This is a genomic window from Pantoea sp. ICBG 1758 (assembly GCF_002928325.1).
Taxonomy (GTDB): Bacteria; Pseudomonadota; Gammaproteobacteria; order Enterobacterales; family Enterobacteriaceae; genus Pantoea; species Pantoea eucrina.
Window position 1 is genome coordinate 128451 of the sequence record NZ_POWL01000005.1, and the last position, 25751, is coordinate 154201.

At 57.5% G+C, this 25751-nt stretch carries 24 protein-coding genes; 12 read left to right on the forward strand and 12 right to left on the reverse strand.

What is annotated here, in order from left to right:
• The first annotated feature begins 9 nt into the window (after positions 1-9).
• From C1Y41_RS16400 to C1Y41_RS16425, 6 genes are all read left to right on the forward strand, one after another.
• Complete coding sequence (locus tag C1Y41_RS16400) at positions 10-756, forward strand: sugar phosphate isomerase/epimerase (protein WP_039381548.1); 747 nt, start codon at positions 10-12, stop codon at positions 754-756.
• Positions 757-766: 10 nt separating this feature from the next.
• Positions 767-1714, forward strand: a complete 948-nt coding sequence (locus C1Y41_RS16405; protein ID WP_071668244.1) for a sugar kinase — start codon at positions 767-769, stop codon at positions 1712-1714.
• 93 nt (positions 1715-1807) lie between these two features.
• Positions 1808-3088 (forward strand): MFS transporter, encoded by a 1281-nt coding sequence (locus tag C1Y41_RS16410; RefSeq protein WP_071668245.1) that lies wholly within the window; start codon positions 1808-1810, stop codon positions 3086-3088.
• 67 nt (positions 3089-3155) lie between these two features.
• Positions 3156-4130 carry a glyoxylate/hydroxypyruvate reductase GhrB gene (gene ghrB / locus C1Y41_RS16415; RefSeq protein ID WP_104085880.1) on the forward strand — a complete coding sequence of 325 codons (975 nt, stop codon included), beginning with the start codon at positions 3156-3158 and terminating at the stop codon, positions 4128-4130.
• A gap of 84 nt (positions 4131-4214) precedes the next feature.
• Complete coding sequence (locus C1Y41_RS16420) at positions 4215-5501, forward strand: valine--pyruvate transaminase (protein WP_039381536.1); 1287 nt, start codon at positions 4215-4217, stop codon at positions 5499-5501.
• Between the two features lie 40 nt (positions 5502-5541).
• Entirely contained in the window at positions 5542-6447 is a 906-nt protein-coding gene (locus C1Y41_RS16425; protein ID WP_104085881.1) for an EamA family transporter, read from the forward strand.
• Between the two features lie 57 nt (positions 6448-6504).
• Here the strand turns inward: C1Y41_RS16425 and ibpA are convergent, their stop codons facing one another.
• A complete protein-coding gene (gene ibpA, locus C1Y41_RS16430) occupies positions 6505-6921 on the reverse strand; it encodes a small heat shock chaperone IbpA (RefSeq protein WP_039381531.1) in 417 nt (138 codons plus the stop codon).
• Between the two features lie 287 nt (positions 6922-7208).
• On the opposite strand from ibpA, the gene C1Y41_RS16435 reads away from it, so the two are divergent.
• On the forward strand, positions 7209-7565 hold the full coding sequence (locus C1Y41_RS16435) for a YceK/YidQ family lipoprotein (RefSeq protein WP_223811800.1): 357 nt from the start codon (positions 7209-7211) through the stop codon (positions 7563-7565).
• On the opposite strand, the gene C1Y41_RS16440 is transcribed toward C1Y41_RS16435, so the two are convergent.
• The 11 genes from C1Y41_RS16440 to dnaA all read right to left on the reverse strand — a co-directional run bounded on the left by C1Y41_RS16440 (position 7534) and on the right by dnaA (position 21251).
• Entirely contained in the window at positions 7534-8805 is a 1272-nt protein-coding gene (locus C1Y41_RS16440; RefSeq protein ID WP_104085882.1) for a DUF3748 domain-containing protein, read from the reverse strand. The two genes, C1Y41_RS16435 and C1Y41_RS16440, sit on opposite strands and share 32 nt — an antisense overlap.
• A 101-nt stretch (positions 8806-8906) precedes the next feature.
• Entirely contained in the window at positions 8907-10199 is a 1293-nt protein-coding gene (locus C1Y41_RS16445) for an MFS transporter (protein ID WP_104085883.1), read from the reverse strand.
• A gap of 244 nt (positions 10200-10443) precedes the next feature.
• Positions 10444-11592, reverse strand: a complete 1149-nt coding sequence (gene dgoD / locus C1Y41_RS16450) for a galactonate dehydratase (protein WP_039381519.1) — start codon at positions 11590-11592, stop codon at positions 10444-10446.
• Positions 11589-12206: a 2-dehydro-3-deoxy-6-phosphogalactonate aldolase gene (locus C1Y41_RS16455; RefSeq protein WP_039381515.1), complete on the reverse strand. Its 618-nt coding sequence runs from the start codon at positions 12204-12206 to the stop codon at positions 11589-11591. Before C1Y41_RS16455 ends, dgoD begins: the two co-directional genes overlap by 4 nt.
• Positions 12190-13068, reverse strand: a complete 879-nt coding sequence (locus C1Y41_RS16460) for a 2-dehydro-3-deoxygalactonokinase (RefSeq protein WP_094111681.1) — start codon at positions 13066-13068, stop codon at positions 12190-12192. Before C1Y41_RS16460 ends, C1Y41_RS16455 begins: the two co-directional genes overlap by 17 nt.
• On the reverse strand, positions 13065-13763 hold the full coding sequence (locus tag C1Y41_RS16465; protein WP_039381509.1) for a FadR/GntR family transcriptional regulator: 699 nt from the start codon (positions 13761-13763) through the stop codon (positions 13065-13067). Before C1Y41_RS16465 ends, C1Y41_RS16460 begins: the two co-directional genes overlap by 4 nt.
• A gap of 373 nt (positions 13764-14136) precedes the next feature.
• Positions 14137-14946 (reverse strand): sugar-phosphatase, encoded by an 810-nt coding sequence (gene yidA, locus C1Y41_RS16470; RefSeq protein ID WP_104085884.1) that lies wholly within the window; start codon positions 14944-14946, stop codon positions 14137-14139.
• A 194-nt stretch (positions 14947-15140) separates the two neighbouring features.
• Positions 15141-17549, reverse strand: a complete 2409-nt coding sequence (gene gyrB / locus C1Y41_RS16475; protein ID WP_104085885.1) for a DNA topoisomerase (ATP-hydrolyzing) subunit B — start codon at positions 17547-17549, stop codon at positions 15141-15143.
• Positions 17550-17566: 17 nt separating this feature from the next.
• Positions 17567-18655 (reverse strand): DNA replication/repair protein RecF, encoded by a 1089-nt coding sequence (gene recF / locus C1Y41_RS16480; RefSeq protein ID WP_104085886.1) that lies wholly within the window; start codon positions 18653-18655, stop codon positions 17567-17569.
• An 86-nt stretch (positions 18656-18741) separates the two neighbouring features.
• Positions 18742-19842: a DNA polymerase III subunit beta gene (gene dnaN / locus C1Y41_RS16485; protein WP_039381494.1), complete on the reverse strand. Its 1101-nt coding sequence runs from the start codon at positions 19840-19842 to the stop codon at positions 18742-18744.
• Positions 19843-19847: 5 nt separating this feature from the next.
• Entirely contained in the window at positions 19848-21251 is a 1404-nt protein-coding gene (gene dnaA, locus C1Y41_RS16490) for a chromosomal replication initiator protein DnaA (RefSeq protein ID WP_039381492.1), read from the reverse strand.
• Between the two features lie 599 nt (positions 21252-21850).
• Here dnaA and rpmH point away from each other — a divergent pair.
• The 5 genes from rpmH (at position 21851) to mnmE (ending at position 25705) form a co-directional block, all read left to right on the forward strand.
• Positions 21851-21991, forward strand: coding sequence for a 50S ribosomal protein L34 (gene rpmH, locus C1Y41_RS16495; RefSeq protein ID WP_003849659.1), 141 nt, complete (start codon positions 21851-21853; stop codon positions 21989-21991).
• Between the two features lie 15 nt (positions 21992-22006).
• Positions 22007-22366, forward strand: a complete 360-nt coding sequence (gene rnpA / locus C1Y41_RS16500; protein WP_071668251.1) for a ribonuclease P protein component — start codon at positions 22007-22009, stop codon at positions 22364-22366.
• Positions 22330-22587, forward strand: a complete 258-nt coding sequence (gene yidD / locus C1Y41_RS16505) for a membrane protein insertion efficiency factor YidD (RefSeq protein ID WP_071668252.1) — start codon at positions 22330-22332, stop codon at positions 22585-22587. The genes rnpA and yidD overlap by 37 nt, the downstream gene beginning before the upstream one ends.
• A 2-nt stretch (positions 22588-22589) precedes the next feature.
• Positions 22590-24236, forward strand: coding sequence for a membrane protein insertase YidC (gene yidC / locus C1Y41_RS16510; protein WP_065647883.1), 1647 nt, complete (start codon positions 22590-22592; stop codon positions 24234-24236).
• A gap of 104 nt (positions 24237-24340) precedes the next feature.
• A complete protein-coding gene (gene mnmE, locus C1Y41_RS16515; protein WP_104085887.1) occupies positions 24341-25705 on the forward strand; it encodes a tRNA uridine-5-carboxymethylaminomethyl(34) synthesis GTPase MnmE in 1365 nt (454 codons plus the stop codon).
• Positions 25706-25751 lie beyond the last annotated feature (46 nt).

Below are 25751 nucleotides of genomic sequence, written 5' to 3' on the forward strand. Positions count from 1 at the left end.
AGAGACGTGATGAGACCAGAAATTATTGTAGTGACCGCCGCCTACGGCGCGCATAAAATTGCCGAGCTTGGCGGGCAGAGCCGCCTGCTGCCGCTGATCAAAGCGGCCGGCGCTGACGGCGTTGAGATTCGCCGCGAGCTGTTCAGCGACATTGAGCTGCAGCAGTTGCCGGAGCTGGGCCAGACGGCGCGTGAGCAGTCGCTGCAGGTCAGCTACTCCGTTCCGGAATCGCTGTGGCTGGCAGATGGCGCACTCAATCCACGGCTGGCACAGTTTTTCCATGAAGCGGAGCAGCTCGGCGCGCAGCGGCTGAAACTCGCTATTGGCCACTTTGTTCAGCTGGCTGACCGGCAGCTGGTAGAGATTCTGGCGTCAACATCCGTGACGCTGGTGATTGAGAACGATCAGACCGCTGACAGTACGCTGGCGCCCATGCTGCGCTTTTTTCACCACGCCTGCGACGCCGCCCTGCCGCTGGATATGACGTTCGATATGGGGAACTGGCTCTGGACCGGCGAGGATGCGCTGCAGGCTGCTCATCAGCTCAGCCGCTACGTCAGCTATGTGCACGTTAAAGCGGCCGTTGCGCATCGCGACACGTTCCGGGCGATCGCCCTTGATGATGCGGATGAGAGCTGGCGCACGCTGCTGCACGCCCTGCCCGCAGATGCACCGCGCGGTATTGAGTTCCCGCTGGAAGGCGGCGATCTGCTGGCGGTAACCCGCCACTATGTTGACCTGCTGCGTGCCGCCTAAGGAGCCTGCCATGACACAACCTTCTCAACTTGATGTCGTCACCATTGGCGAAGCGATGGCGATGTTTATCGCGCAGCAAACCGGCGACCTTGCGGCGGCAGAGCGCTTTATCAAGCGTATTGCCGGCGCCGAACTGAACGTTGCCATCGGTCTGGCGCGTCTTGGCCTGCAGGTTGGCTGGGTCAGCCGCGTCGGGGATGACAGCTTCGGGCGCTTCACGCTGCAGCAGCTGGCAAAAGAGAGCGTTGATCACCGCTGTGTGACCACGGATGCCCGCTACCGTACCGGCTTTCAGCTGAAAGCGCGCGTCGACGACGGCTCCGATCCGGAAGTGGAATATTTCCGCAAAGGATCGGCGGCAAGCCACCTCTCGCCGGACGATTTTAATCCGGACTATTTTGGCAGCGCGCGCCATCTTCATCTGAGCGGCGTGGCCGCTGCGCTTTCTGATTCATCGCTGGCGCTGCTGCACTATGCGGCACAGACAATGCGGGCGCAGGGCAAAAGTATCTCTTTCGATCCCAATCTGCGTCCGGTGCTGTGGCGCAGCGAAGCAGAGATGCGCCAGCAGCTTAATGCGCTGGCAGAGTATGCCGACTGGGTGCTGCCGGGTGAAAAAGAGGGCTATATCCTGACCGGCTATCGCCAGCCGGAAGCGATTGCTGATTTCTACCTCGATAAGGGCGTCAAAGCGGTGGTGATTAAAACCGGCTGCGACGGTGCCTGGTATAAAACGGCACAGGGAGAAAAAGGCGTGGTCGCCCCGGTGCTGGTCGACAACGTGGTGGATACCGTGGGCGCAGGCGACGGCTTTGCCGTGGGCCTGATCAGCGCCCTGCTGGAAGATAAAACGCTGCCGCAGGCGATTCTGCGCGGCAATAAGATCGGATCGCTCGCTATTCAGGTAGCGGGAGACAGTGAAGGCTTACCCACCCGCGCGGCGCTGGGTGATTACTGAGTTACTGCGCCGGCACGATACTACTTACCCTACAACACTATTATTCTGAGGCGCATCCACGGAATGTGCCCGCCTCAACCAGAGGAGTCACGCATGAAATCGCAGACAATCGCGCCAAAACGCTGGTGGTATATCATGCCCATCGTGTTTATCACCTACAGTCTGGCGTATCTGGACCGGGCGAACTTCAGCTTCGCCTCTGCCGCAGGCATTAATGACGATCTCGGCATTACCAAAGGGATGTCATCGCTGCTGGGCGCGCTGTTTTTTCTCGGCTACTTCTTCTTTCAAATCCCCGGTGCTATCTATGCCGAGCGCCGCAGCGTAAAAAAACTGATTTTCTGGTGCCTGATCCTGTGGGGCGGCTGCGCTTCGCTGACCGGGATCGTCAGCAATATTCCGATGCTGGCAGCGATCCGCTTTATCCTCGGCGTGGTGGAAGCGGCCGTGATGCCCGCGATGCTGATCTACATCAGTAACTGGTTTACCAAGTCGGAGCGTTCGCGCGCCAATACCTTTCTGATCCTCGGCAACCCGGTCACCGTACTGTGGATGTCGGTGGTGTCCGGCTATCTGATTAACGCCTTTGGCTGGCGTGAGATGTTCATCATCGAAGGTTTTCCGGCGGTGATCTGGGCTATCGCCTGGTGGTTCCTGGTGCAGGATAAACCGGCGCAGGCAAAATGGATGAGCGATGAGGAAAAAGCCGCGCTGCAGGCGCAGCTGCAGAAAGAGCAGGAAAATATCAAAGCGGTGCGGAACTACAGCGAAGCGTTTCGCAATCGCAACGTCATCATCCTTTGCATGCAGTATTTTGCCTGGAGTATTGGCGTATACGGCTTTGTGCTGTGGCTGCCTTCCATTCTGCGTAACGGCACGCAGATGGGTATGGTGGAAGCGGGCTGGCTCTCAGCGGTGCCTTATCTGGTCGCTACTATCGCCATGGTGGTGGTGTCGTGGGCGTCTGATAAAACGCAGAACCGGAAACTGTTTGTCTGGCCGCTGCTGCTGATTGGCGCACTGGCGTTCCTTGGCTCTTATCTGGTAGGTCCGGGCAATTTCTGGCTCTCCTATGCGCTGCTGGTGATTGCCGGCGGAGCGATGTATGCCCCTTATGGTCCGTTCTTTGCCATCATTCCGGAAATGCTGCCGCGCAACGTTTCGGGTGGTGCCATGGCGCTGATTAACAGCATGGGTGCGCTGGGTTCCTTTATCGGTTCATGGATTGTCGGCTATCTTAATGGAGCAACCGGCAGCCCGGCCGCATCTTATATCTTCATGGGTTCAGCCCTGCTGGTTTCGGTCTGGCTGACGCTGATCGTCAAGCCTGCCGCAAACAAAACGCCGCCGATTCACGGGGCGAAGCACGCCTGAAAGCGTAAGAGATGACTTCTCCGGGCGGCACCTGTCGCCCGTCACCTATTTCTACAGGAAGCGATTCATGAAACCTGCTGTGATCCTCTACAAAAGCCTGCCTGACGATCTGCGCCGCCAGCTCGATACGCATTTTCACGTTACCGAAGTAAAAGATGTTTCACCGGAAACGGTGCGCCAGCATGCGGACGCGTTTGCGCAGGCAGAAGGTATTATCGGTTCCGGCGGCAAAGTCGATGACGCACTGCTGTCGCAGATGCCGGCGCTGCGCGCCTGCTCCACCGTCTCCGTCGGCTATGACAACTTTAACGTTGACGCGCTGAATCAGCGCAAGGTGCTGCTGATGCACACCCCGACGGTCCTGACCGAGACCGTAGCGGATACCATGATGGCGCTGGTACTGAGCACCGCACGCCGCGTGGCCGAGCTGGATAAATGGGTTAAAGAAGGCAACTGGAAAAAGAGCATCGGTCCGGATCTGTTTGGCACCGACGTTCACCACAAAACCATGGGGATTTTAGGCATGGGCCGTATTGGCCTGGCGCTGGCGCAGCGCGCCCATTTCGGTTTTGGTATGAATATTCTCTATAACGCCCGTCGTCAGCATGAAGAAGCGGAGAACCGCTTTCAGGCCCGCGCCTGCGATCTGGAGACGCTGCTGAAAGAGAGCGATTTTGTCTGCATCAGTCTGCCGCTCACCGAACAGACGCACCATATGATTGGTGCCGCGCAGCTGCAGCTGATGAAGCCCGGCGCAATTCTGATCAACGCGGGTCGCGGCCCGGTGGTGGATGAGCAGGCGCTGACGGCAGCGCTGAAAGCGGGCACCCTGCTGGCTGCCGGACTGGACGTTTTTGAGGTAGAACCCGTTCCCACTGAGGCAGAGATCCTTACCCTGCCAAACGTGGTGGCGCTGCCGCATATTGGTTCAGCCACGCACGAGACGCGCTACGGCATGGCCCGTGATGCGGTTGAAAATCTGATTGCCGCGCTGACCGGTACACCGGATAAAAACTGCGTTAACCCGCAGGTTCTGCGCTGACAGGACCGCTTTAGCCATTGCGCCCGCCGCAGGCGGGCGTTATGGTGGTTTTCTCCATTCGCTTTCACAAAATTTTTACTTCCTATGTCCTTTTCTCAGTTCGGCGACAAATTTACGCAACCCACCGGTATCTCCCGTCTGATGGAAGATATGGGAGAGGGACTGCGCACACCCGGCACCATCATGCTGGGCGGCGGTAACCCGGCACAGATCCCGGCAATGAACGATTATTTTGACCAGCTGCTGCTGCAGATGCATAAAGATGGCACGCTGAGCGAGGCGCTGTGCAACTATGACGGGCCACGCGGCAAGGCGCAGCTGCTGGCATCGCTTGCCACCCTGCTGCGCGAGCAGTTTGGCTGGCCTGTCACGGCGCAAAATATTGCGCTGACCAACGGCAGCCAGAGCGCGTTTTTCTATCTGTTTAATCTGTTTGCCGGACACCGCGCCGACGGCAGTAAAAAGCGCGTGCTGTTTCCGCTGGCGCCGGAATATCTCGGTTACGCTGACGCCGGCCTCGAAGAGGGGCTGTTTGTTTCAGCGAAGCCCACCATCGAGCTGCTGCCAGAAGGGCAGTTTAAATATCATGTCGATTTCGACCATCTGCCGCTGCATGAGGATATCGGGCTGATTTGCGTTTCGCGCCCGACCAATCCGACCGGCAATGTGGTCACTGACGATGAGCTGTTGCAGCTGGATGCGCTGGCACAGCAGCACGGCGTGCCGCTGTTGATCGACAACGCCTACGGCGTGCCCTTCCCCGGTATCATTTTCAGCGAAGCGCGCCCGCTGTGGAATCCCAACACCATTCTCTGCATGAGCCTCTCCAAGCTCGGCCTGCCTGGCGCACGCTGCGGCATCATTATTGCCGATGAAAGCACCATCAGCGCGCTGGGTAATATGAACGGTATTATCAGCCTGGCGCCCGGCAGCATTGGCCCGGCGCTGGCAAACGAAATGATTGTACGCGGCGATCTGCTGCGCCTCTCTGATGAGGTTATCCGGCCATTTTATCAGGCTAAAGTGGCGGAAACGCTGGCGATCCTGCGTCGCTACCTGCCGGAAGATCGCTGTCTGATCCACAAGCCGGAGGGGGCAATTTTCCTCTGGCTCTGGTTTCGCGATCTGCCCATCACCACTGAAGTGCTCTATCAGCGTCTCAAAGCGCGCGGCGTGCTGATGGTGCCGGGCCACTTCTTCTTCCCGGGGCTGGAGCAGGCGTGGCCGCATACGCATCAGTGCATGCGCATGAACTACGTACCGGAAGCGGCAAAAATTGAGCAAGCAGTCCGGATCCTGGCGGAGGAGCTGGAGCGCGCGCTCCGCGAGGCCGAAAGCGTCACCTGCCCCGCAGACGGGAACCAGATTTAACCGCCCGAAACCGGCTACAGCCTGAGAACAGGAAGCCCTTATGTCCGTGAAAGATATGCTGTTAGCGCTGTGCGTCGTTGTGGCGTGGGGCGTCAATTTTGTGGTGATCAAACTCGGGCTGCAGGGCATGCCGCCTTTTCTGCTGGCGGGACTGCGTTTTGCCCTGGTGGCGTTTCCGGCCCTGCTGTTTGTAAAGCGTCCGGCTATTCCGCTGCGCTGGCTGGTCATCTATGGCATGACGATCAGCTTCGGGCAGTTTGCCTTCCTGTTTTTAGCCATCAAGCTTGGCATGCCCGCCGGGGTAGCGTCGCTGGTGCTGCAGGCGCAGGCGTTCTTCACGCTGCTGCTGGGCGCGCTGCTGCTGGCTGAGAAGCTGCGCTGGAATCATATTACCGGCATCGTGATTGCGACCCTGGGGATGTATCTGCTCGCCAGCGCCGGTATGGCGGGCCAGACGGTAGGCGGCATTACCCTGACAACCATGCTGCTGACGCTGGCGGCGGCGGCCTCCTGGGGGCTGGGCAATATCACCAATAAAATCATTCTGCGCAATCACCGCGTACCGGTGATGTCGCTGGTGGTGTGGAGCGCGCTGGTGCCGGTTATTCCCTTTTTCATCTGCTCCTGGTGGTTTGAAGGCAGCGCGCTCATCGTGCACAGCCTGCAGGGCATTTCACTGCAGACTATTCTGGCGCTGATCTATCTGGCTTTCATCGCTACTATCATCGGTTATGGCATCTGGGGCCGGCTGCTGAGCCGCTATGAAACCTGGCGCGTCGCGCCGCTGACGCTGCTGGTGCCGGTGGTGGGGATTATCAGCGCGGCCGTTGTGCTGGATGAAGCACTGACCGCGCAGGAGCTGCTGGGCGCAGCGGTGATCGTTGCCGGTCTGCTGATCAATGTCTTTGGCGGCCTGCTGAGCCAGCGGCTGCTCTCCCGCGCCTGAATCTGATCAAAAAAAAAACGCCGCATTGCTGCGGCGCTTAAGGCTTATGTGATGGCCTTATTTCAGAATTTCAATCCGGCGCGGTTTCGCCTCTTCAGGAACGATGCGCTCCAGATCGATGCTCAGCAGACCGAGTTCGAGACGCGCATCGCGCACCACGATGTGATCGGCCAGCTGGAATTTACGCTCAAAATTGCGCTCGGCGATGCCCTGATAAAGATATTTGCGCTCCGGCTGCTCTTCAGGGTGCGCGCCGCGTACCACCAGCATATTGTCGTGGGCGGTGATATCCAGCTCATTCTGGGCAAAGCCTGCTACCGCAATCGTAATGCGGTAGTGGTTTTCATCCACCAGTTCGACATTGTAAGGAGGGTAGCCTCCGTTCGCCTGGTTCTGATTGGTTTCCAGCAGATTAAACAGACGATCGAAACCGATGGAAGAACGATAAAGTGGAGAGAGATCAAAGTTACGCATAATAAGACTCCTGATAATCAGCAAGTTTTGGCAACCTTCCACTATGGACAGGTTGTCCGGCCTGGCACTGTCCCATGCGGCAACAGTCATACGGCCGTAATGTGAAAATGGGTATGGTAGCGATCTTTTCAAGGGCCACCGGCGTGATTTTTTTGCAGCAAAACCGGTGAGATGACATACACTCAGGAAACCCTGCACCTGCACTGAAAACAGAGCCAGAGAGCGCTGATAACGTCAGGTGACATATTGCTGCCAGGGATGCAGCCATGACTGAAGGGATGATGACAATGAAGATGATAAAACGTTTTCCGCTGACCGGCCTGCTGGTGTGCTGTGTGATAACCACCTCCGGCTGCTCCAGCATGATGTCGCACTCCGGCGGCAGTCAGGGTTACTATCCTGGCACCCGCGCCAGTGCCAAAATGCTGACTGATGATGACACGGGCTGGGTGCTGAAGCCGCTGGCGCTGATCGATCTGCCCTTCTCTGCCGTGCTGGATACGCTGCTGCTGCCGTGGGACTACTTCCACGCCGGTGAGGACAAACGCAGCTCCTCACCGCGCGAACGCGTGCTGCAAAGTGAAAGAGAGGCCAATACCCAGGCGAGCCTCGCTACGGCTGCCGCGATGCCGGCGTCGCACTGACGCAGAACAGCTGGCGCCAGCCCTCCACTTCACGCATATAGGCGATCTGTTTTCCGTCCGGCGACCAGACCACTGCGTCGCCGCTCAGCGCGGCGGCAGTGACCGGCGTCAGTGGCGTACAGCGACCGTCTGCCATTTCGCAGCGCATTACGCGGTCGGCACAGATAAAGGCGACGGCATCACCCTGCGGATGCCAGCTGAACGCAGACTGGATACTGCTGCTGAGCCGGGTGATCTGCCGCGGCTCACCGCCGTTGGGCGACACGCTCCAGAACTGAATAATGTCCTGCTCATCGGCCAGCAGAAAGGCAATCGCGCTGCCGTCTGGCGCCGCGCGCAGCCAGTGACGCGGCTGCAGCGCCAGACCCCGGGTATGCGTCAGCCGCCGCTGCTGCACCCCTGCCGGCGGTGCCGGCATCCGGGTATCGCTGCCCTCCAGCGGCGAGCTGCCGGGACGGGCGTAATCAGCCAGCGCGTCCGGTAAATCCACGATAAACACCTCCGGCACCTTCTGCCCGCTGGCGCTGCGCGTGTCGCCGATAAAGGCGATAGCCCAGCGCTGCCAGCTGCCGTCAGCTTTCTGATAGCCGCGATCGCCAATCCAGCACTCTTCATAAGCGCGATCGATCGCATCGCTGCCGGGCTGCGGGTCGCGCTGCGTCTGGCTGATCAGCACGCAGTAGTGGCTGCCATCATACTCACGCGGATGTTTTTCAGCCGGACAGACCGGATGCAGCGGCACGGCCACGCCGACGTTGCGCAGGTCCTCGCGGCTGTCGCGCTCATGCATCACATGATCGTTGTAAGTAAAGCTGAGGCGGGTGCCGTCCGGGCTAAAGACATGCACATGCGATCCGCCGCGCAGCGCGCCCGGCGTATAGGGCGCGGTAATATCGCAGGCGTCCAGCGTCTCCGCATGGCCATTCTGCACGATCACGCCACGGCGATGGTGAAAATCGTAATGCCAGTGCGCATCAGGATGTTCCGGGCCATGAATAAAGACGTAGCGCGGCGGCAGGTCGGGGCTTACGGTCACCACCCCAACGTGAGCCCCGTCGCGCGCCTGATAGAGAAGCTCAACGGCGCCCGTAAAGACGTTAACCCGCTCAATGGTCAGGCCGGTAAAAGAGGCGCCGGAGGGGCGCACATCAAACGCCAGCCACTGGCTGTCGGCGGTCCAGACGTTGATATTGGTCAGCTGGTGATGACGCTGCGCAAAGGTAAGCTGTTTTTCTGACATGGGACGCTCTGACAAATAACCGATGCTGATACGGTACGCGATTCCCTGCCGGGGCGCAGCAGTTTTGCGGGGATGCGCGCTTCCATGCGCGTCTCGTCGGATCAGCCAACGCGTTTCACGTCGCCGACCAGCAGAATATAGGAGAGTGCGCCCACCAGCGCCACGGCGGAGATATACACCAGAGCCGGAGCAAAGCCATAATCCTGCGCCAGATAACCGACCACCAGCGGAACCGTAATACCGCCAAGTCCGCCGATAAAGTTGAACATGCCGCCGGTCAGACCAATCAGACGAACCGGTGCCAGCGATGATACCAGTGACCAGGTGATTGAGGCGAAACCGTTACCGAAGAACGCCAGCGCCATCAGCACCATAATCCACACGGGATCATTGGTGTAGTTAGCACCCATGATGCAGGTAGAGATCAGCAGACCGCAGATGATCGGCGTTTTGCGTGCGAAGCCGATTGAGCGTCCGCTGCGCACCAGCCTGTCGGCCACGATACCAGACAGGATCACGCCGAAAAAGGCGGCCAGAAACGGTACGGTTGTCATGAAACCGGCGGTTAATGCGGCAATATGCTTTTCCTGGGTCAGGTAGTTAGGGAACCATGTCAGGAAGAACCACAGCGTTGAGGTCACCGCAAACTGACCAAGGTACACGCCGCACAGTTTACGGTGGAACACCAGTTTCCAGTCGGCAGCTGTAAGCCGGGTGCGTGCTTTTTTCTCTGACGGCGCATCACCGTCAACCATTGCGCCACCTTCGCGAATATAGTCCAGCTCGGCCTGATTGATCCCTTTGCTGTGTCTGGGTGCCCGGTACACTTTGATCCACACCAGCGACCAGACGATGCCAATTCCGCCGGTAATGATAAACACCCAGTGCCAGCTGAGCAGCTCCTGGATCCAGATCAGCAGCGGCGTCAGGAATGCCAGTCCGACAAACTGTCCGGAGGTGTAGAAGCCAACGGCAGACGCACGCTCCTGCTCCGGAAACCAGCTGGTTACCAGGCGATTATTTGTCGGGAATGCCGGCGCCTCAAATACACCGGTAACCGCACGTAAGCTAATCAGCGATAATAAGCCCGTGGCAAATCCCTGAAATAATGTCGCCACCGACCAGCCGAGGATGGCAATAAAATAGGTCAGCCGCGAACCCACGCGATCGAGAAACCAGCCTCCGGGGATCTGGCAGAGCGTATATAGCCAGGCAAAGGCGGAAAAAACATAGCCCATTTCCGCTTTGGTAATGCCAAACTCCTCCTGAATATGAGCTGAGGCTACCGCTAAATTAGCGCGATCCACATAACAAATAACCACGGTAATAAAGATCATTAACAGCGTAATATAACGCCGCCGCGTTGGTCTGGCCTGAACAGCAGAGAGATCCATGGTGTTTCTCCGTCATGATGTTGTCCGCAGGGCGCAACAAGGCGCACCGCAAACAATGCAGGGTAAGATAGTCAGATGTAATCCGCCGTAGCGGTAAATATACCGTGCCGTCAGTAAGGCTGAGGGGTAGCCTGAGCCTTATTTACCCGGCACTTTTTTTAAAATATTTATAAATTTCCAACAGCCTGAATAATCCGGCCTGACGCAGGGTGATTATTTTAATCAGTCACCCGCAGAGCAGCGATCACCATTCAGCCACAGAGCCGTCCGGGAAGCGCCATAGCGGATTACGCCAGTCTGGCGCATTTTTACTGCGCTCAATCACCAGCTCTTCGTTAATTTCCACGCCAAGGCCTGGTTTATTCGACGGATAAAAGTGGCCATCATCCATTTTAAAATCGTCTTTATTAATAACGTAATCGAGCAGTTCGGCACCCTGATTGTAGTGAATACCCATGCTCTGCTCCTGGAATACCGCATTACGCGATACGAAGTCGACATGCAGACAGGCCGCGAGCGCAATCGGGCCCAGCGGACAGTGCGGCGCCAGCGCAACATCATACGACTCTGCCATGGCGGCAATTTTGTAGCATTCGGTGATGCCGCCAGCGTGCGACAGATCGGGCTGGAGAATGGCCAGCCCGCCCGCTTCCAGCACGCGTTTGAACTCAAACCGCGAGAACATCCGCTCACCGGCAGCGATCGGCAGGTGAGTCTGCGCAGCCAGGCGCGGATAGTATTCCGCCTGCTCGGCCAGCACCGGCTCTTCAATAAACAGCGGACGATAGGGCTCCAGCTCTTTAATCAGCACTTTTGCCATCGGCGCGCTGACGCGGCCGTGGAAATCGAGGCCAAACTCAATCTCGCTGCCGAACGCTTCGCGGATTTGCGCCACGGTATTGACCGCCGCGTCGACTTTGCGCGAGTTATCGATGATACCCATCTCTTCGCAGCCGTTGAGCTTGAAGGTATCAAACCCGATGGCGCGCAGTTTCTGAATGCCATCGATGACCTCCGCCGGCCGGTCGCCGCCTACCCAGCTATACGCTTTGATACTGTCGCGTACCAGACCGCCCAGCAGCTGATATACCGGTACGCCAAGCGCTTTGCCTTTGATATCCCACAGCGCCTGATCGATGCCGGCAATGGCACTCATCAGAATCGGACCACCGCGGTAAAAGCCGCCGCGGTACATCACCTGCCATAAGTCATTGATGCGCGCCGGATCCTGCCCGACCAGATACTCTGACAGCTCATGCACCGCTGCTTCGACGCTGCGGGCGCGTCCTTCAATTACCGGTTCACCCCAGCCGGTGATGCCCTCGTCGGTTTCGATTTTCAGGAACATCCAGCGCGGCGGCAGACGATACGTCGTGAGTCGGGTAATTTTCATTGTACAGCGTCCTTGTAAGCAGCAATAAATGCGCGGGCTTTCTCTGCCGTGCGTGACAGCGGCTGGCCGGCGCGATAGAGATCGCTGCCCAGACCGGCGCCGATGCAGCCTGCAGCCATAAATTCATGCAGATTTTCGGGTGTAACGCCGCCAACGGCAAACACCGGGACTTCCGGCGGCAGGACCGCTTTCAGCGCTTTGATATAGCCGGGGCCAAAGGCTGAAGAGGGGAAAATTTTCAGCGCCTGCGCCCCCGCCTTTAAAGCGGTAAAGGCTTCTGAAGCGGTAGCACAGCCGGCTGCAACAATCATGCCCTGCGCGACCGCCTGGCGAATCACGTCCGCATCCGTGTTGGGCGTGACCACCAGCCTGCTGTTCAGCGTGGCCAGCCTGTCGACCTGTGCCGTTTCCAGCACCGTTCCTGCGCCAATCAGCGCGCTATCGCCAAACGTTGCCACCATCGCCCCGATGCTTTGCGCCCAGTCGGGCGAATTCAGCGGAATTTCGATGGCATCAAAGCCAGCCTCAATGAGCGCACCGACGTGCGCTTCAGCTTCATCCGGTGTTATGCCGCGCAGAATAGCAATCAGCGGCAGTTTAGTGGGCCAGGACATTCGCAATACTCCTCATTCCATGCTGGAATGCAACATCGCCTTCCAGCGTAACTGAATCCCGGTTAATAAACGTCAGCGCCTGCTGATAACGCTGCGCCAGCGTGTGGCCGCCAATAATGGCGATCGGCTGTGGTGATGCAGCCATGCGCTGCGTCATCAGCGCCACTTCATGACCGATTAACAGGCCGGAAAGAAACTCACTGACATGACGGCGATCGCGGGCGCCCAGCACATGCGCCGCGCGCACTTCAAACAGGCGGGCAATAACAGACGCATCCTGACACCCTCTTTCCACCCCCTGCATAAATGCCGTCTGAGAAGTCTCCTGTTCGGGCAGACCGGCGCCAATCAGCGACTGCTGCAGCAGTAAATGGTGCAACTCACCGGTCATGACCGTACGGAAGTCCAGCACCCGATCCTGTTCCAGCTGAACCCATTTGGCATGCGTGCCGGGCATTACACACAGCGCTACCGGCTGCAGCGTTAACGCACCCAGCAGCTGCGTCTCTTCACCGCGCATCACGTTGTAGTTATCATCACGTTCAACGCTTAGTCCCGGCACAATCCATGCTTTTTGCTCCACACGCGTCAGGTGAGCGTGCAGCGCATTCAGGCTGGCCGGACAGGGCAGATAGGGGACCGACAGCCAGCCGGCATTGCTGCCGACCATGCCGGCCATGATCACCGGCACCTCATCTACAGGCCAGCCAGCGGTGACGCTGGCAAAGACCTGCGCTGGCGTCTGCCCGCCGAGGCGCGTGATGCCGGCGGGGGAGCGGCGTTCATCAACGCAGACGCCCTGCTGATAATGCCAGGCGCGTAAATTCGTTGAGCCCCAGTCAATAGCGATATAGCTGGTCACAAAATCTCTCTCAGTCGGGCCGTGGAGCTGGCAATCATCGCTTTTGCTGCACGTTCCGCGGCGTCACTATCCTGATGACGAATAGCGTCGTACAGCGCTTTATGTTCAGCTAATGTGCGCGGCATATTGCCGGCGTCCGCCATGTACGTCTGCGCAAACACCGCTTTCTGGAGCTGGCTTATCGCGACGTTAAGCTGCTGCAGCACCGGATTATGTACCGAGCCCATCACCGCTTCGTGATAGCGAATATCCGCGTCGTTAAACGCTTCGCGATCGAGATGGTTTGCCACCATATCGTTATAGGCCTGTTCGATAGCGGCCAGATCGGTTGAGGTCGCCCGCTCGGCTGACCAGCGCGCAATCTGCGGCTCAACCAGCACGCGCACTTCGTTCATGGCGGCAATCAGGCGCGGATCCTGATCGTGCGCCAGCGCCCACTGCAATACATCGCTATCGAGATAATTCCACTGATTGCGCGGGGTCACGAACGCACCGCGGTAACGCTTCATCTCCATCAGGCGCTTTGCGATCAGCGCACGATAAACCTCACGGATGATGTTGCGTGAGGTCCCGAATTGTTCGCACAGCTCTGCTTCTGCGGGCAGCGCCGCACCCGGCACATACTTACCGGCGACAATCTCTTCACCCAGCGTATGGATAATGCGCTCTGTTTTGCTCAGCTGTTGTTGTGTCATGGGAGTCCGGTATATGAAGGGCATCAGCCCGTCAGATTACTGCGTTCCTGGTTTGAAACCTAACGGCTGCCTGAGCCATTGCGGACGATTGTAGTACTACATATGTATCTCGTACTACAATTCAGATCACAAAACAGACAATCGATGCGGATTTTACCGATCGGCAGGCCCTGCCGGCTCGTCATGACGCGCACAGCGTCAGCGTTTAACCACGGCAATGAGGAAGCCTGAAGCGCGCGGCTGGTCTGAGAAGGAGGTGATGCCGGTGCGGCAGGCCATACGACCTTCCACAACCGGCACAGAGATACCGCGGTGAGGGGGATTATCTGCGGGGCTCCCGCAGCGTGCCGGGAATCATATAAACGTGCTGGGGTTACAGCACCAGCTCTTCGATAGCGTGCGCAACGCCATCTTCCATATTGGTTTTAGTCACGAACTGAGCGATCTTTTTCACTGAGTCGATGGCATTACCCATCGCCACGCCGATGCCGGCATACTCAATCATCGCCAGATCGTTCTCCTGATCGCCAATCGCCATCACTTCTGACTGCTGCAGGCCGAGTTTTTCCGCCAGCATCTTCACGCCATAGCCTTTGTTCACCAGCGGGTTGAGGATCTCCAGAAAATAAGGCGCGCTTTTCAGGACGGTGTAGCTCTCCTGCATGCGCGCTGGCAGCCTGGCAATCGCTTTATCCAGCAGCGCCGGCTTATCGATCATCATAATTTTCGGGAATCGCGTCGCCGGATCCATCTCTTCAACCGCACGATAGCGCACCGGAATACCGGTCAGGCTGGCTTCATGAATGGTGTATTCGCTGATGTCTTTATTGGGGGTATAGAGGGACGATTTGTCGAACGCCTGAAAATGCACGCCGAGTTCGCGCGCCAGCTGCTCAAGATAGAGGTAATCATCAAAGCTCAGCGTTTTCTCAGCCACCACGTCACCGCTATCGGCCTTGTGCGCCAGCGCACCGTTATTGCTGATGCAGTACTGACCCGGCTGGCGCAGATCCAGCTCCATCAGATAGCGCTCAACGCCGACAAACGGGCGGCCGGTCGCCAGCACAATCGACACGCCCTTGTCGCGCGCGCGCCCAATCGCTGTTTTTACCGCCGGAGTGATTTCGTGCTGCGGATTCAGCAGCGTGCCGTCCATATCGATCGCAATCAGTTTTATCGCCATAACGTCCTCGGTTAATTCAGGGTCTGACTTTCATGCTAGCGCGATTCAGCTCTCATTGACCAGTTTATCGGCGCGGCGGATCGCAGATGCGGTGGGCGGCAGGCTGAGCCTGGTGGTTGAGATGCCGGATGGTGCAGGAGAAAGGACTTTGCGGATATAAAAAACCCCTCCCGGGCGGGAGGGGTCAGAGCGTATCAGATATCGATGTTAGCGGCTTTCAGCGCGTTCTCTTCGATAAAGGCGCGACGCGGCTCCACCGCATCGCCCATCAGCGTGGTGAAGAGCTGATCGGCAGCAATCGCATCCCTGATGGTGACGCGCAGCATACGGCGGCTGTCCGGATCCATGGTGGTTTCCCACAGCTGCTCCGGGTTCATCTCGCCCAGCCCTTTATAGCGCTGAATGGAGAGACCGCGGCGTGACTCTTTCACCAGCCACTCAATCGCCTGCTCGAAGCTGGCAACCGGCTGACGACGTTCGCCACGCTCGATATAGGCGTCCTCTTCAATCAGGCCGCGCAGCTGCTCGCCCAGCGTACAGATTTTGCGATACTCCGGGCCACCGATAAACTCGCTATCCAGCGGGTAGTCGGTATCCACACCGTGGGTGCGCACACGCAGTACCGGCTCAGCCAGCTGCAGCTCACGGTTTTCGCGTACCTGTGCCACATAGGTGCTGCCGTGTGCTTCACGCTCGTTAAGATACGCCACCAGCGTCTCCAGCCAGCTGCTGACGGCGGCGGTATCATCCAGCCCTGCCAGCGTTGGATGGTAAACCAGCGCATTAAGCAGGGCTGCCGGGAAGCGACGCTCCATGCGTTTGATCATCTTCTGCGTACTGTTGTACTCCGCGACCAGGCTCTCCAGCGGCTCACCGCCCAGCGCCGGTGCGCTGGCGTTGGTGTGCAGCGTAGCGCCGTCCAGCGCGATGGCGATCTGATACTGATCCATCGCGTCGGTGTCTTTAATATACTGTTCCTGCTTGCCTTTTTTCACTTTAAACAGCGGCGGCTGCGCAATGTAAACGTGGCCGCGCTCAATGATTTCCGGCATCTGACGGTAGAAGAAGGTCAGCAGCAGCGTACGGATATGTGAGCCATCGACGTCCGCATCGGTCATGATAATGATGCTGTGATAGCGCAGCTTATCCGGGTTGTACTCATCGCGGCCGATACCGCAGCCCAGCGCGGTGATCAGCGTGGCGACTTCCTGCGAAGAGAGCATTTTATCGAAACGCGCTTTCTCTACGTTGAGGATTTTACCCTTCAGCGGCAGAATCGCCTGGTTTTTACGGTTACGCCCCTGCTTCGCCGATCCGCCTGCAGAGTCACCCTCCACCAGGTAGATTTCAGAGAGCGCCGGATCGCGCTCCTGACAGTCTGCCAGCTTGCCCGGCAGGCCGGCCAGATCCAGCGCGCCTTTGCGGCGGGTCATCTCACGCGCACGGCGTGCTGCTTCGCGCGCGCGCGCCGCATCGATGATTTTGCCTACCACAATTTTTGCATCCGCCGGGTTTTCCAGCAGGTATTCGCTCAGCAGCTCATTCATCTGCTGCTCTACCGCCGATTTTACTTCGGAGGAGACCAGCTTATCTTTGGTCTGCGAGGAGAACTTCGGATCCGGCACTTTCACGGAAACCACGGCAATCAGGCCTTCACGCGCATCGTCACCGGTGGCGCTGACTTTGGCTTTTTTGCTGTAGCCCTCTTTATCCATATAGGCATTGAGCGTGCGCGTCATCGCCGCACGGAAACCGGCGAGATGCGTCCCGCCGTCGCGCTGCGGAATGTTATTGGTAAAGCAGTAGATGTTTTCCTGGAAACCATCGTTCCACTGCAGCGCCACTTCCACACCGATGCCATCTTTCTCGGTAGAGAAATAGAATACGTTAGGGTGAATCGGGTTTTTGTTGCGGTTCAGATACTCCACAAACGCCCTGATGCCGCCTTCATAGTGGTAGTGATCGCTCTTGTCATCACGCTTATCCTGCAGGCGAATAGAGACGCCGGAGTTCAGGAACGACAGCTCACGCAGGCGTTTGGCAAGAATCTCATATTCAAAATCGGTGACGTTGGTAAAGGTCTCGTGGCTTGGCCAGAAGCGTACGCGCGTACCGGTCGTCTCGGTATCGCCGGTAACCGCCAGCGGCGCCTGCGGCACGCCGTGCACGTAGGTCTGCTGATGCACTTTGCCGTCGCGACGAATGGTCAGCTCCAGCTTCTGCGACAGGGCATTAACCACGGAAACGCCAACGCCGTGCAGGCCGCCCGACACTTTGTAAGAGTTGTCATCAAACTTACCGCCGGCGTGCAGAACGGTCATGATCACTTCCGCCGCCGAGACACCCTCTTCCGGGTGAATACCGGTTGGAATACCGCGCCCGTCATCCTGCACCGACACGGAGTTATCCGCGTGGATAGTGACCACGATGTCACTGCAGTGTCCGGCGAGCGCTTCGTCGATGGCGTTATCCACGACCTCGAATACCATGTGATGCAGACCGGTGCCGTCATCCGTATCGCCGATATACATACCCGGGCGTTTGCGTACCGCATCAAGCCCTTTCAGGACTTTGATACTTGAGGAGTCATAAGAATTCGACATCAACGTTTCTCGCTCATTTAATCTTCAGGTTGAACCGCTATTTTACCCTGTTCCACGCGGAACATCTTGCCCTTTTCGTCGCTCATATCGATTACATGCTCTGTGCCAATAGCGCTGACAAACACCTGAGCCTGCGTGGCTTTCAGCCGCTCAGCCAGCAGTCGCCGGCGCGTGTCATCCAGCTCGGATGCGAAGTCATCAATCAGGTATAAACAGCGACGTCCGCTGCTGCGCGTCAGGTACTCACCCTGCGCTAAACGCAGGGCGCACATCAGCAGCTTCAGCTGTCCGCGTGAGAGTAAATCTTCTACCGGCGTCCCTTCAGCACGAATGCGGAAATCCGCTTTGTGCGGGCCGCTGGCGGTGTAGGTAAGCGCGCGATCGCGCTCAAAATTGCGCTCCAGCAGATCGCCATAGTCGCTCTCTTTATCCCAGCCGCGCTGGAAAGAGAATGACAGGGCAAACTCAGGCAAAAACTGGCTGCAGGTCGCGGTGATCTCACTGGCGATGGCCGCGCTGTACTCCGCGCGCCAGGCGCTGATCTGCGCGGCCAGCGGCACCAGCTCCTGATCCCACGGACGAATCTGGCTGTAGCGTGAGGCCTGACGCAGCGCCGCGTTACGCTGCTTCAGCAGGCGACGCAGGTTGCTCCAGGCGATAAAAAAACCGGGATAAGCATGAAAACAGCCCCAGTCGATATAGGCTCTGCGGTATTTGGGGCCGCCGTTGAGCAATGTAAACCCCTCAGGCGTAATCAGCTGCATCGGCAGCAGCTGCGCCAGCTCGGCCACTTTATGCCCGTCGCTGCCGTCAATCCGCACCTTGCTGTCGCCGGCGCGGTTTTTGGTCAGCCCCACCGCCAGCGCGCGTTCACCGCCGTCATCAATACGCCCGTGCAGGACAAACGCCTCCTGCTCGTGACGGATCACCCGCCCCGCCTGCAGGCTGCGAAACGCCCGTCCGTGACCCAGCGTATAAATCGCCTCCAGCACGCTGGTTTTACCGCTGCCGTTGGCGCCGACAAGAAAGTTAAAGCCGGGTGCGAGGTCCAGGTCAGCCTGCTCAATATTACGAAAATCTTTAATCAGAAGGCGGGTTAAAGCCATGACGTGTTCCGGGGATCAACGTAGGGGAGCCATTAATGGCTCCCGAAGTGGTGCAAAAATCCGTCAGGTCGGCATAAATGCCGCCCCTACAATCTCATCGGCATGACGACGTATGCCGCAGCTGGACTGGCTACGTCTTCAATCTGTACGCTGGAAACAGAGTCGGTAAGCAGCAGACGGACGTTCTCGCACTTCAGCGCATTCAGCACATCCAGTACGTAGCTGACGTTAAAGCCAATCTCCAGCTCGGTGCCGCTATAAGAGACATCCAGCATCTCTTCCGCCTCTTCCTGCTCCGGGTTGTTTGCCGTGATTTTCAGCTGATTTTCAGTGATGTAGATGCGTACGCCGCGGAATTTCTCATTGGACAAAATAGCCGCACGGGCAAACGCCTGCTTGAGCAGATCGCAGCCCGCCTCCAGCGCCTTGTCCGGATTTTTGGGCAGAACGCGCCGGTAGTCAGGAAAACGACCATCCACCAGCTTAGAGGTGAAGATGAAATCGCCTACGTGCGCCCGAATGTTGCTGCTGCCAATCTGCACGCGCAGCGGGTTCTCACCGCCGTCCAGCAGGCGGACCAGCTCAATGACCCCTTTACGCGGTACGATCACAGAATGGTTTGGCAGCGCCTGACCAATCGGCATGGCGCAGACCGCCAGACGGTGACCGTCGGTTGCAACGGTACGCAGCTCTTCACCTTCGGTCTCAAACAGCATACCGTTAAGGTAGTAACGTACATCCTGATGCGCCATTGAAAACTGCGTGGCTTCAATCAGCCGCTTCAGCGTGGCCTGCGGCAGCGTAAATTCAACCTCGCTTTGCCAGTCATCCAGGTTAGGAAAATCGCTGGCAGGCAGCGTTGACAGTGAAAAACGACTGCGTCCGGAACGCACCAGCATGCGATCGCCTTCCAGCGTAACGCTGATTTCAGCGCCTTCCGGCAGGCCACGGCAGATATCAAGGAATTTGCGCGCCGGCACCGTGGTGGCGCCAGGCTCGTGGGCCTGATTCAGCGCCACGCGCGCTACCATTTCCATTTCCAGATCGGTTCCGGTCAGCAACAACGACCCTTCATTTACCTGCAGCAGCAAATTTCCGAGGATCGGCAGCGTCGGACGTCCGCCAAGCGGACCACTTACCTGTTGCAGGGGTTTCAGCAACTGCTCACGTTCAACAATAAATTTCATATGCGTCAGGAAGATAATGTTCGGATAAGGTTAGAGAAATCTTCTTTGATGTCGTGGCTCTCTTCACGCAGCTGCTCGATTTTTCGGCAGGCGTGCAGCACGGTGGTATGGTCCCGGCCACCAAACGCATCGCCAATTTCTGGCAGACTATGGTTGGTCAGCTCTTTTGCCATCGCCATCGCCATTTGACGCGGCCGCGCCACAGAGCGCGACCGGCGTTTCGACAGCAAATCCGCCACTTTGATTTTGTAATATTCCGCTACGGTTTTCTGAATGTTGTCGATGGTAACCAGCTTCTCCTGCAGCGCCAGCAAATCGCGCAGCGCTTCACGCACGAAATCGATGGTAATGGCGCGTCCGGTAAAGTTTGCATTCGCGATCACGCGGTTCAGCGCCCCTTCAAGCTCACGCACGTTGGAACGCAGACGTTTGGCAATGAAGAAAGCGACTTCACCCGGCAGGCGGATATCGTTCTCATCTGCTTTTTTCATCAGAATGGCCACGCGCGTTTCCAGTTCAGGCGGCTCAATGGCTACGGTCAGACCCCAGCCAAAGCGTGACTTGAGACGATCTTCCACGCCGTTAATCTCTTTAGGATAACGGTCAGAGGTGAGAATGATCTGCTGATTGCCTTCCAGCAGCGCGTTGAAGGTGTGAAAAAACTCCTCCTGCGAGCGCTCTTTATTGGCAAAGAACTGAATATCATCGATCAGCAGCGCGTCCACGGAACGGTAGTAGCGTTTGAACTCTTCAATCGCATTGTTCTGCAGCGCTTTTACCATGTCCTGCACAAACCGCTCTGAGTGCATGTAGACCACTTTGGCGTTGGGTTTACGGGCAATAATGCCATTACCGACCGCATGCAGCAGGTGCGTTTTACCCAGACCCGTGCCGCCATAAAGGAACAGCGGGTTGTAGGCACCACCAGGATTATCTGCCACCTGGCGTGCCGCCGCGCGCGCCAGCTGGTTTGATTTACCCTCAACAAAGTTGTCGAAGTTATGGCGGTTGTTCACGTTCGAGCGATAGGTCACGTCCGCAGGTGCCGGCACTGAATCCCAGCTCGGACGCAGCAGCTGTGCCGGTGCCGGACGGGTTTCCACCGGTGCCGGCGCGCTGACGGTGCTGGTCATAACCGGCTGTGCAGCAGCAACCTGCGCCACAGGACGCGTACCCACTTCAAATCGCAGCAACGGCACATTTGCGCCGCAGAATTCGTTCAGCAGCCCATTAATACTGTTGAGGTATTTATCCCGAACCCAGTCGAGTACAAACCGATTTGGTGCATATAAGGCCAGCGTATTGTCGTTTAATTCAGCCTGCAGTGGACGGATCCACATGCTGAATTCGGTGGCAGGTAATTCATCCTGCAAACGGGCAAGACACTGTTGCCAAAGCGTAAGTGACACGGCGGACTCCACTCGTACAAAATCGATAAGAATTTCAGGCGCTAATAATAGAAACTGTCTTTTTTGACACAGGCGGTCAGAAAGCGCCTGCGACCGCTGTCTGCGGTAGTCATCCCCGGCGATCGCAGTGAGGATCGTCAGCGGAAGGGCGGATCATAGCGCAAAGCGCACCAGAGATCTTCCCTTTCTACACAGTTTTGATCCAATTTATCCACAGGGTGTAAAACCTTTGAACAGTTTATCCGTTCTGGCAAAAAAGCAAGCGAAGATCGCGCAGCAGACGCGAATTTTTCAGCCGCCGTCGCGTTTTTTTTCCTGTGGATAGCGTGTGCGATCGCAAGAAGATCCTGGACGATCCTTGCGCTTTCCTTTACAGGCCGTATAATTCCCCACCCGGCATTGGCACGTGGTGCATTAATGCCCGGAATCGCGGTGTTTCCGGGTATTCAGGTCCCGCGACCAGCGAAGTAAATTGACTCCGGACTGTACAATTATTACAATCCCGCCTCTTTATTAAAGACACATTGAGGCGTCGGTCGCTTTACTGCCCCGAAAACGCGTCACCCAGTGAAATTTTTCAAGTTTAGGTAGAAATCGCCATGAAACGCACTTTTCAACCGTCCGTACTGAAGCGCAACCGTTCACACGGCTTCCGTGCTCGTATGGCAACCAAAAATGGTCGTCAGGTTCTGGCACGTCGTCGTGCTAAAGGCCGTTCTCGTCTGACCGTTTCTAAGTAATAAAAGCTAACCCTCGTGGTTCAGCTCGCATTTCCCAGGGAGTTACGTTTGTTAACTCCCGCTCATTTCACTTTCGTCTTCCAGCAACCTCTTCGGGCTGGCACGCCGCAAATCACCATCCTCGGCCGCCGCAATTCGCTGGGGCATCCCCGCATCGGTCTTACCGTCGCTAAAAAGCATGTAAAGCGCGCGCATGAACGTAACCGGATCAAGCGATTGACCCGGGAAAGTTTTCGTCTGCGTCAGCATGAACTGCCTGCGATGGATTTTGTTATTGTTGCGAAAAAGGGGATTGCTGACCTCGATAACCGGGCACTGATGGAAGCGTTGGAGAAACTATGGCGTCGTCACTGTCGCCTGGCTCGCGGCTCCTGATCGCACTGATACGCGTTTATCAACGCGCTATCAGCCCTCTGCTGGGACCTCATTGTCGGTTCCATCCCACCTGTTCGCAGTACGGGATTGAGGCCCTGCGCCGTTTCGGCGTGATAAAAGGCAGTTGGTTGACGATTAAACGCGTATTAAAATGCCACCCGCTAAACCCGGGTGGCGACGATCCTGTGCCGCCAAAAACCTTTGATACCAGAGAACATTAACGATGGATTCGCAACGCAATCTCTTTCTCATCGCTTTTCTGTTCGTGTCTTTTATGATCTGGCAAGCCTGGCAGACGGACCACGCTCCGCAGCCACAGCAGACCCAGACCACGCAGAACACAAGCAGCGCAGCGGGTGATGCCGCCACTTCCGGCGTGCCGGCCAGCGGTCAGGGCAAAACGATCACCGTTAAAACTGACGTCCTGTCACTCAATATCAACACGCGCGGTGGTGATATTGAACAGGCTCAGCTGCTGACCTACCCGGATAAACTCGGCTCCGACGCGCCATTCCAGCTGCTGGAAACCACGCCGGCATTTGTTTATCAGGCGCAGAGCGGCCTGACCGGTCGTAACGGCCCGGACAACCCGAACAATGGCGCGCGTCCGCTCTATACTGCCGCACAGGATAGCTTCGACATGGCCGATGGCCAGACTGAGCTGCGTGTGCCGCTGAGCTGGACTGGCGAAAACGGTGTGGTTTATACCAAAACCTTCATCTTCAAGCGTGGCGAGTTCGCGGTTAACGTTGACTACAACATCAATAACACCTCACAGCAGCCGCTGGAAGTGGCGATGTTTGGCCAGCTGAAGCAGACCATCGACCTGCCTAAGCATCGCGACACGGGCAGCAACAACTTTGCGCTGCACACCTTCCGCGGTGCCGCCTACTCCACCAGCGATGCGAAATATGAAAAATATAAGTTCGACACCATCGCTGATAACGAGAATCTGAGCACCACCACCAGCAACGGCTGGGTTGCGATGCTGCAGCAATATTTCGCCACGGCGTGGGTGCCACGTACGCAGGGCAATAATACCCTGTATACCAGCAACCTCGGCAACGGCGTAGCGGCGATCGGCTATAAGTCAGCGCCGGTTACCGTTGGTGCAGGTGCACAGCAGACGCTGGGCGCAACGCTGTGGGTCGGCCCGGAAATTCAGGATAAGATGGCTGCGATTGCGCCGCACCTTGACCTGACCGTGGATTACGGCTGGCTGTGGTTTATCTCTCAGCCACTGTTCAAGCTGCTGAAGTTCCTGCACAGCTTTATCGGTAACTGGGGCTTCTCCATTATCGTCATCACCTTCATCGTGCGCGGCATCATGTACCCGCTGACCAAAGCGCAGTACACCTCGATGGCTAAGATGCGCATGCTGCAGCCGAAGATTCAGGCGATGCGTGAGCGTCTGGGCGATGACAAGCAGAAGCAGAGCCAGGAAATGATGGCGCTCTACAAAGCGGAGAAAGTGAATCCGCTGGGTGGCTGTCTGCCGCTGGTGATTCAGATGCCTATCTTCCTGGCGCTCTACTATATGCTCTCTGGCTCGGTAGAACTGCGTCACGCACCGTTTGTACTGTGGATCCATGACCTCTCTGCACAGGACCCGTACTACATTCTGCCGGTGCTGATGGGTATCACCATGTTCTTCATTCAGAAGATGTCACCGACCACCGTGACCGATCCGATGCAGCAGAAGATCATGACCTACATGCCGGTGATCTTTACCGTCTTCTTCCTGTGGTTCCCGGCAGGTCTGGTGCTGTACTACATCGTCAGCAACCTGGTCACCATTCTCCAGCAGCAGCTGATTTACCGCGGCCTGGAAAAACGGGGCCTGCACAGCCGCGATAAGAAGAAAGCGTAACCTTCAGCCCGGCTGAGCAACAGGTATAATCAAGGGGCGGCATTTATGTCGCCCTGTTTTTTTTCTATTTTTCAGCCCGGCACAGCGCGGGCAAGAGGACGATCATGAGCCACAGCGATACTATCGTTGCGCAGGCAACCCCACCGGGCCGCGGCGGCGTCGGTATACTGCGTATCTCAGGCACCCGGGCAGCAGACGTTGCGCAGGCGCTGCTGGGTAAGCTGCCAAAGCCGCGCTATGCCGATTATCTGCCCTTTACCGATGCAGATGGCAGCGTGCTGGATCAGGGCATTGCGCTGTGGTTTCCGGGTCCGAACTCCTTTACCGGTGAAGATGTGCTGGAGCTGCAGGGGCATGGCGGACCGGTTATCCTGGACCTGCTGCTGAAACGTATTGTCGCCCTCCCCGGCCTGCGTATTGCGCAGCCAGGTGAGTTTTCGGAGCGCGCGTTTCTGAATGACAAGCTCGATCTGGCGCAGGCTGAGGCGATTGCCGATCTGATTGATGCCAGCTCGGAACAGGCGGCGCGCTCGGCAGTGAACTCGCTGCAGGGCGTGTTTTCACAGCGCGTAAATGCGCTGGTGGAGGCGCTGACCCACCTGCGCATCTATGTTGAGGCCGCTATCGATTTCCCGGATGAGGAGATCGACTTTCTTTCCGACGGTAAGATTGAAGCGCAGCTTAATGCGGTGATCGGCGACCTGAATGGCGTACGCGCTGAAGCGCGTCAGGGCAGCCTGCTGCGTGAGGGCATGAAGGTGGTGATTGCCGGACGCCCGAATGCAGGTAAGTCGAGCCTGCTGAATGCGCTGGCGGGACGCGAAGCGGCTATCGTTACCGACATTGCCGGCACCACGCGCGATGTCCTGCGCGAACATATCCATATTGATGGAATGCCGCTGCATATCATTGATACCGCCGGACTGCGCGAAGCCAGTGATGAAGTCGAGCGCATCGGCATCGAGCGCGCCTGGCAGGAGATTGAACAGGCCGATCGGGTGCTGTTTATGGTCGATGGCACCACAACGGACGCTACCGAAGCGGCGGCTATCTGGCCCGACTTTGTGGCACGCTTACCGGCGGTGCTGCCCATTACCGTGGTGCGTAACAAAGCGGATATGACCGGTGAGATCCTGGGGCTGAGTGAGATGAACGGCCATGCGCTAATCCGCCTTTCAGCCCGGACCGGCGACGGTGTGGAAACGCTGCGCGATCATCTGAAACAGAGCATGGGCTTTGCCGGCAATATAGAAGGCGGATTCCTTGCGCGCCGTCGCCATCTGCAGGCGCTGGAGAGTGCCGCCACGCATCTGCAGCAGGGGAAAGCGCAGCTGCTGGGCGCGTGGGCGGGTGAGCTGCTCGCGGAAGAGCTGCGGCTGGCACAGCAGGCGCTCAGCGAAATTACCGGCGAGTTTACCTCTGACGATCTGCTGGGCCGTATCTTCTCCAGCTTCTGTATCGGGAAATAATACGGCGAGAAATAGCTGAAAATAGAATAAACAATTGAATATAATA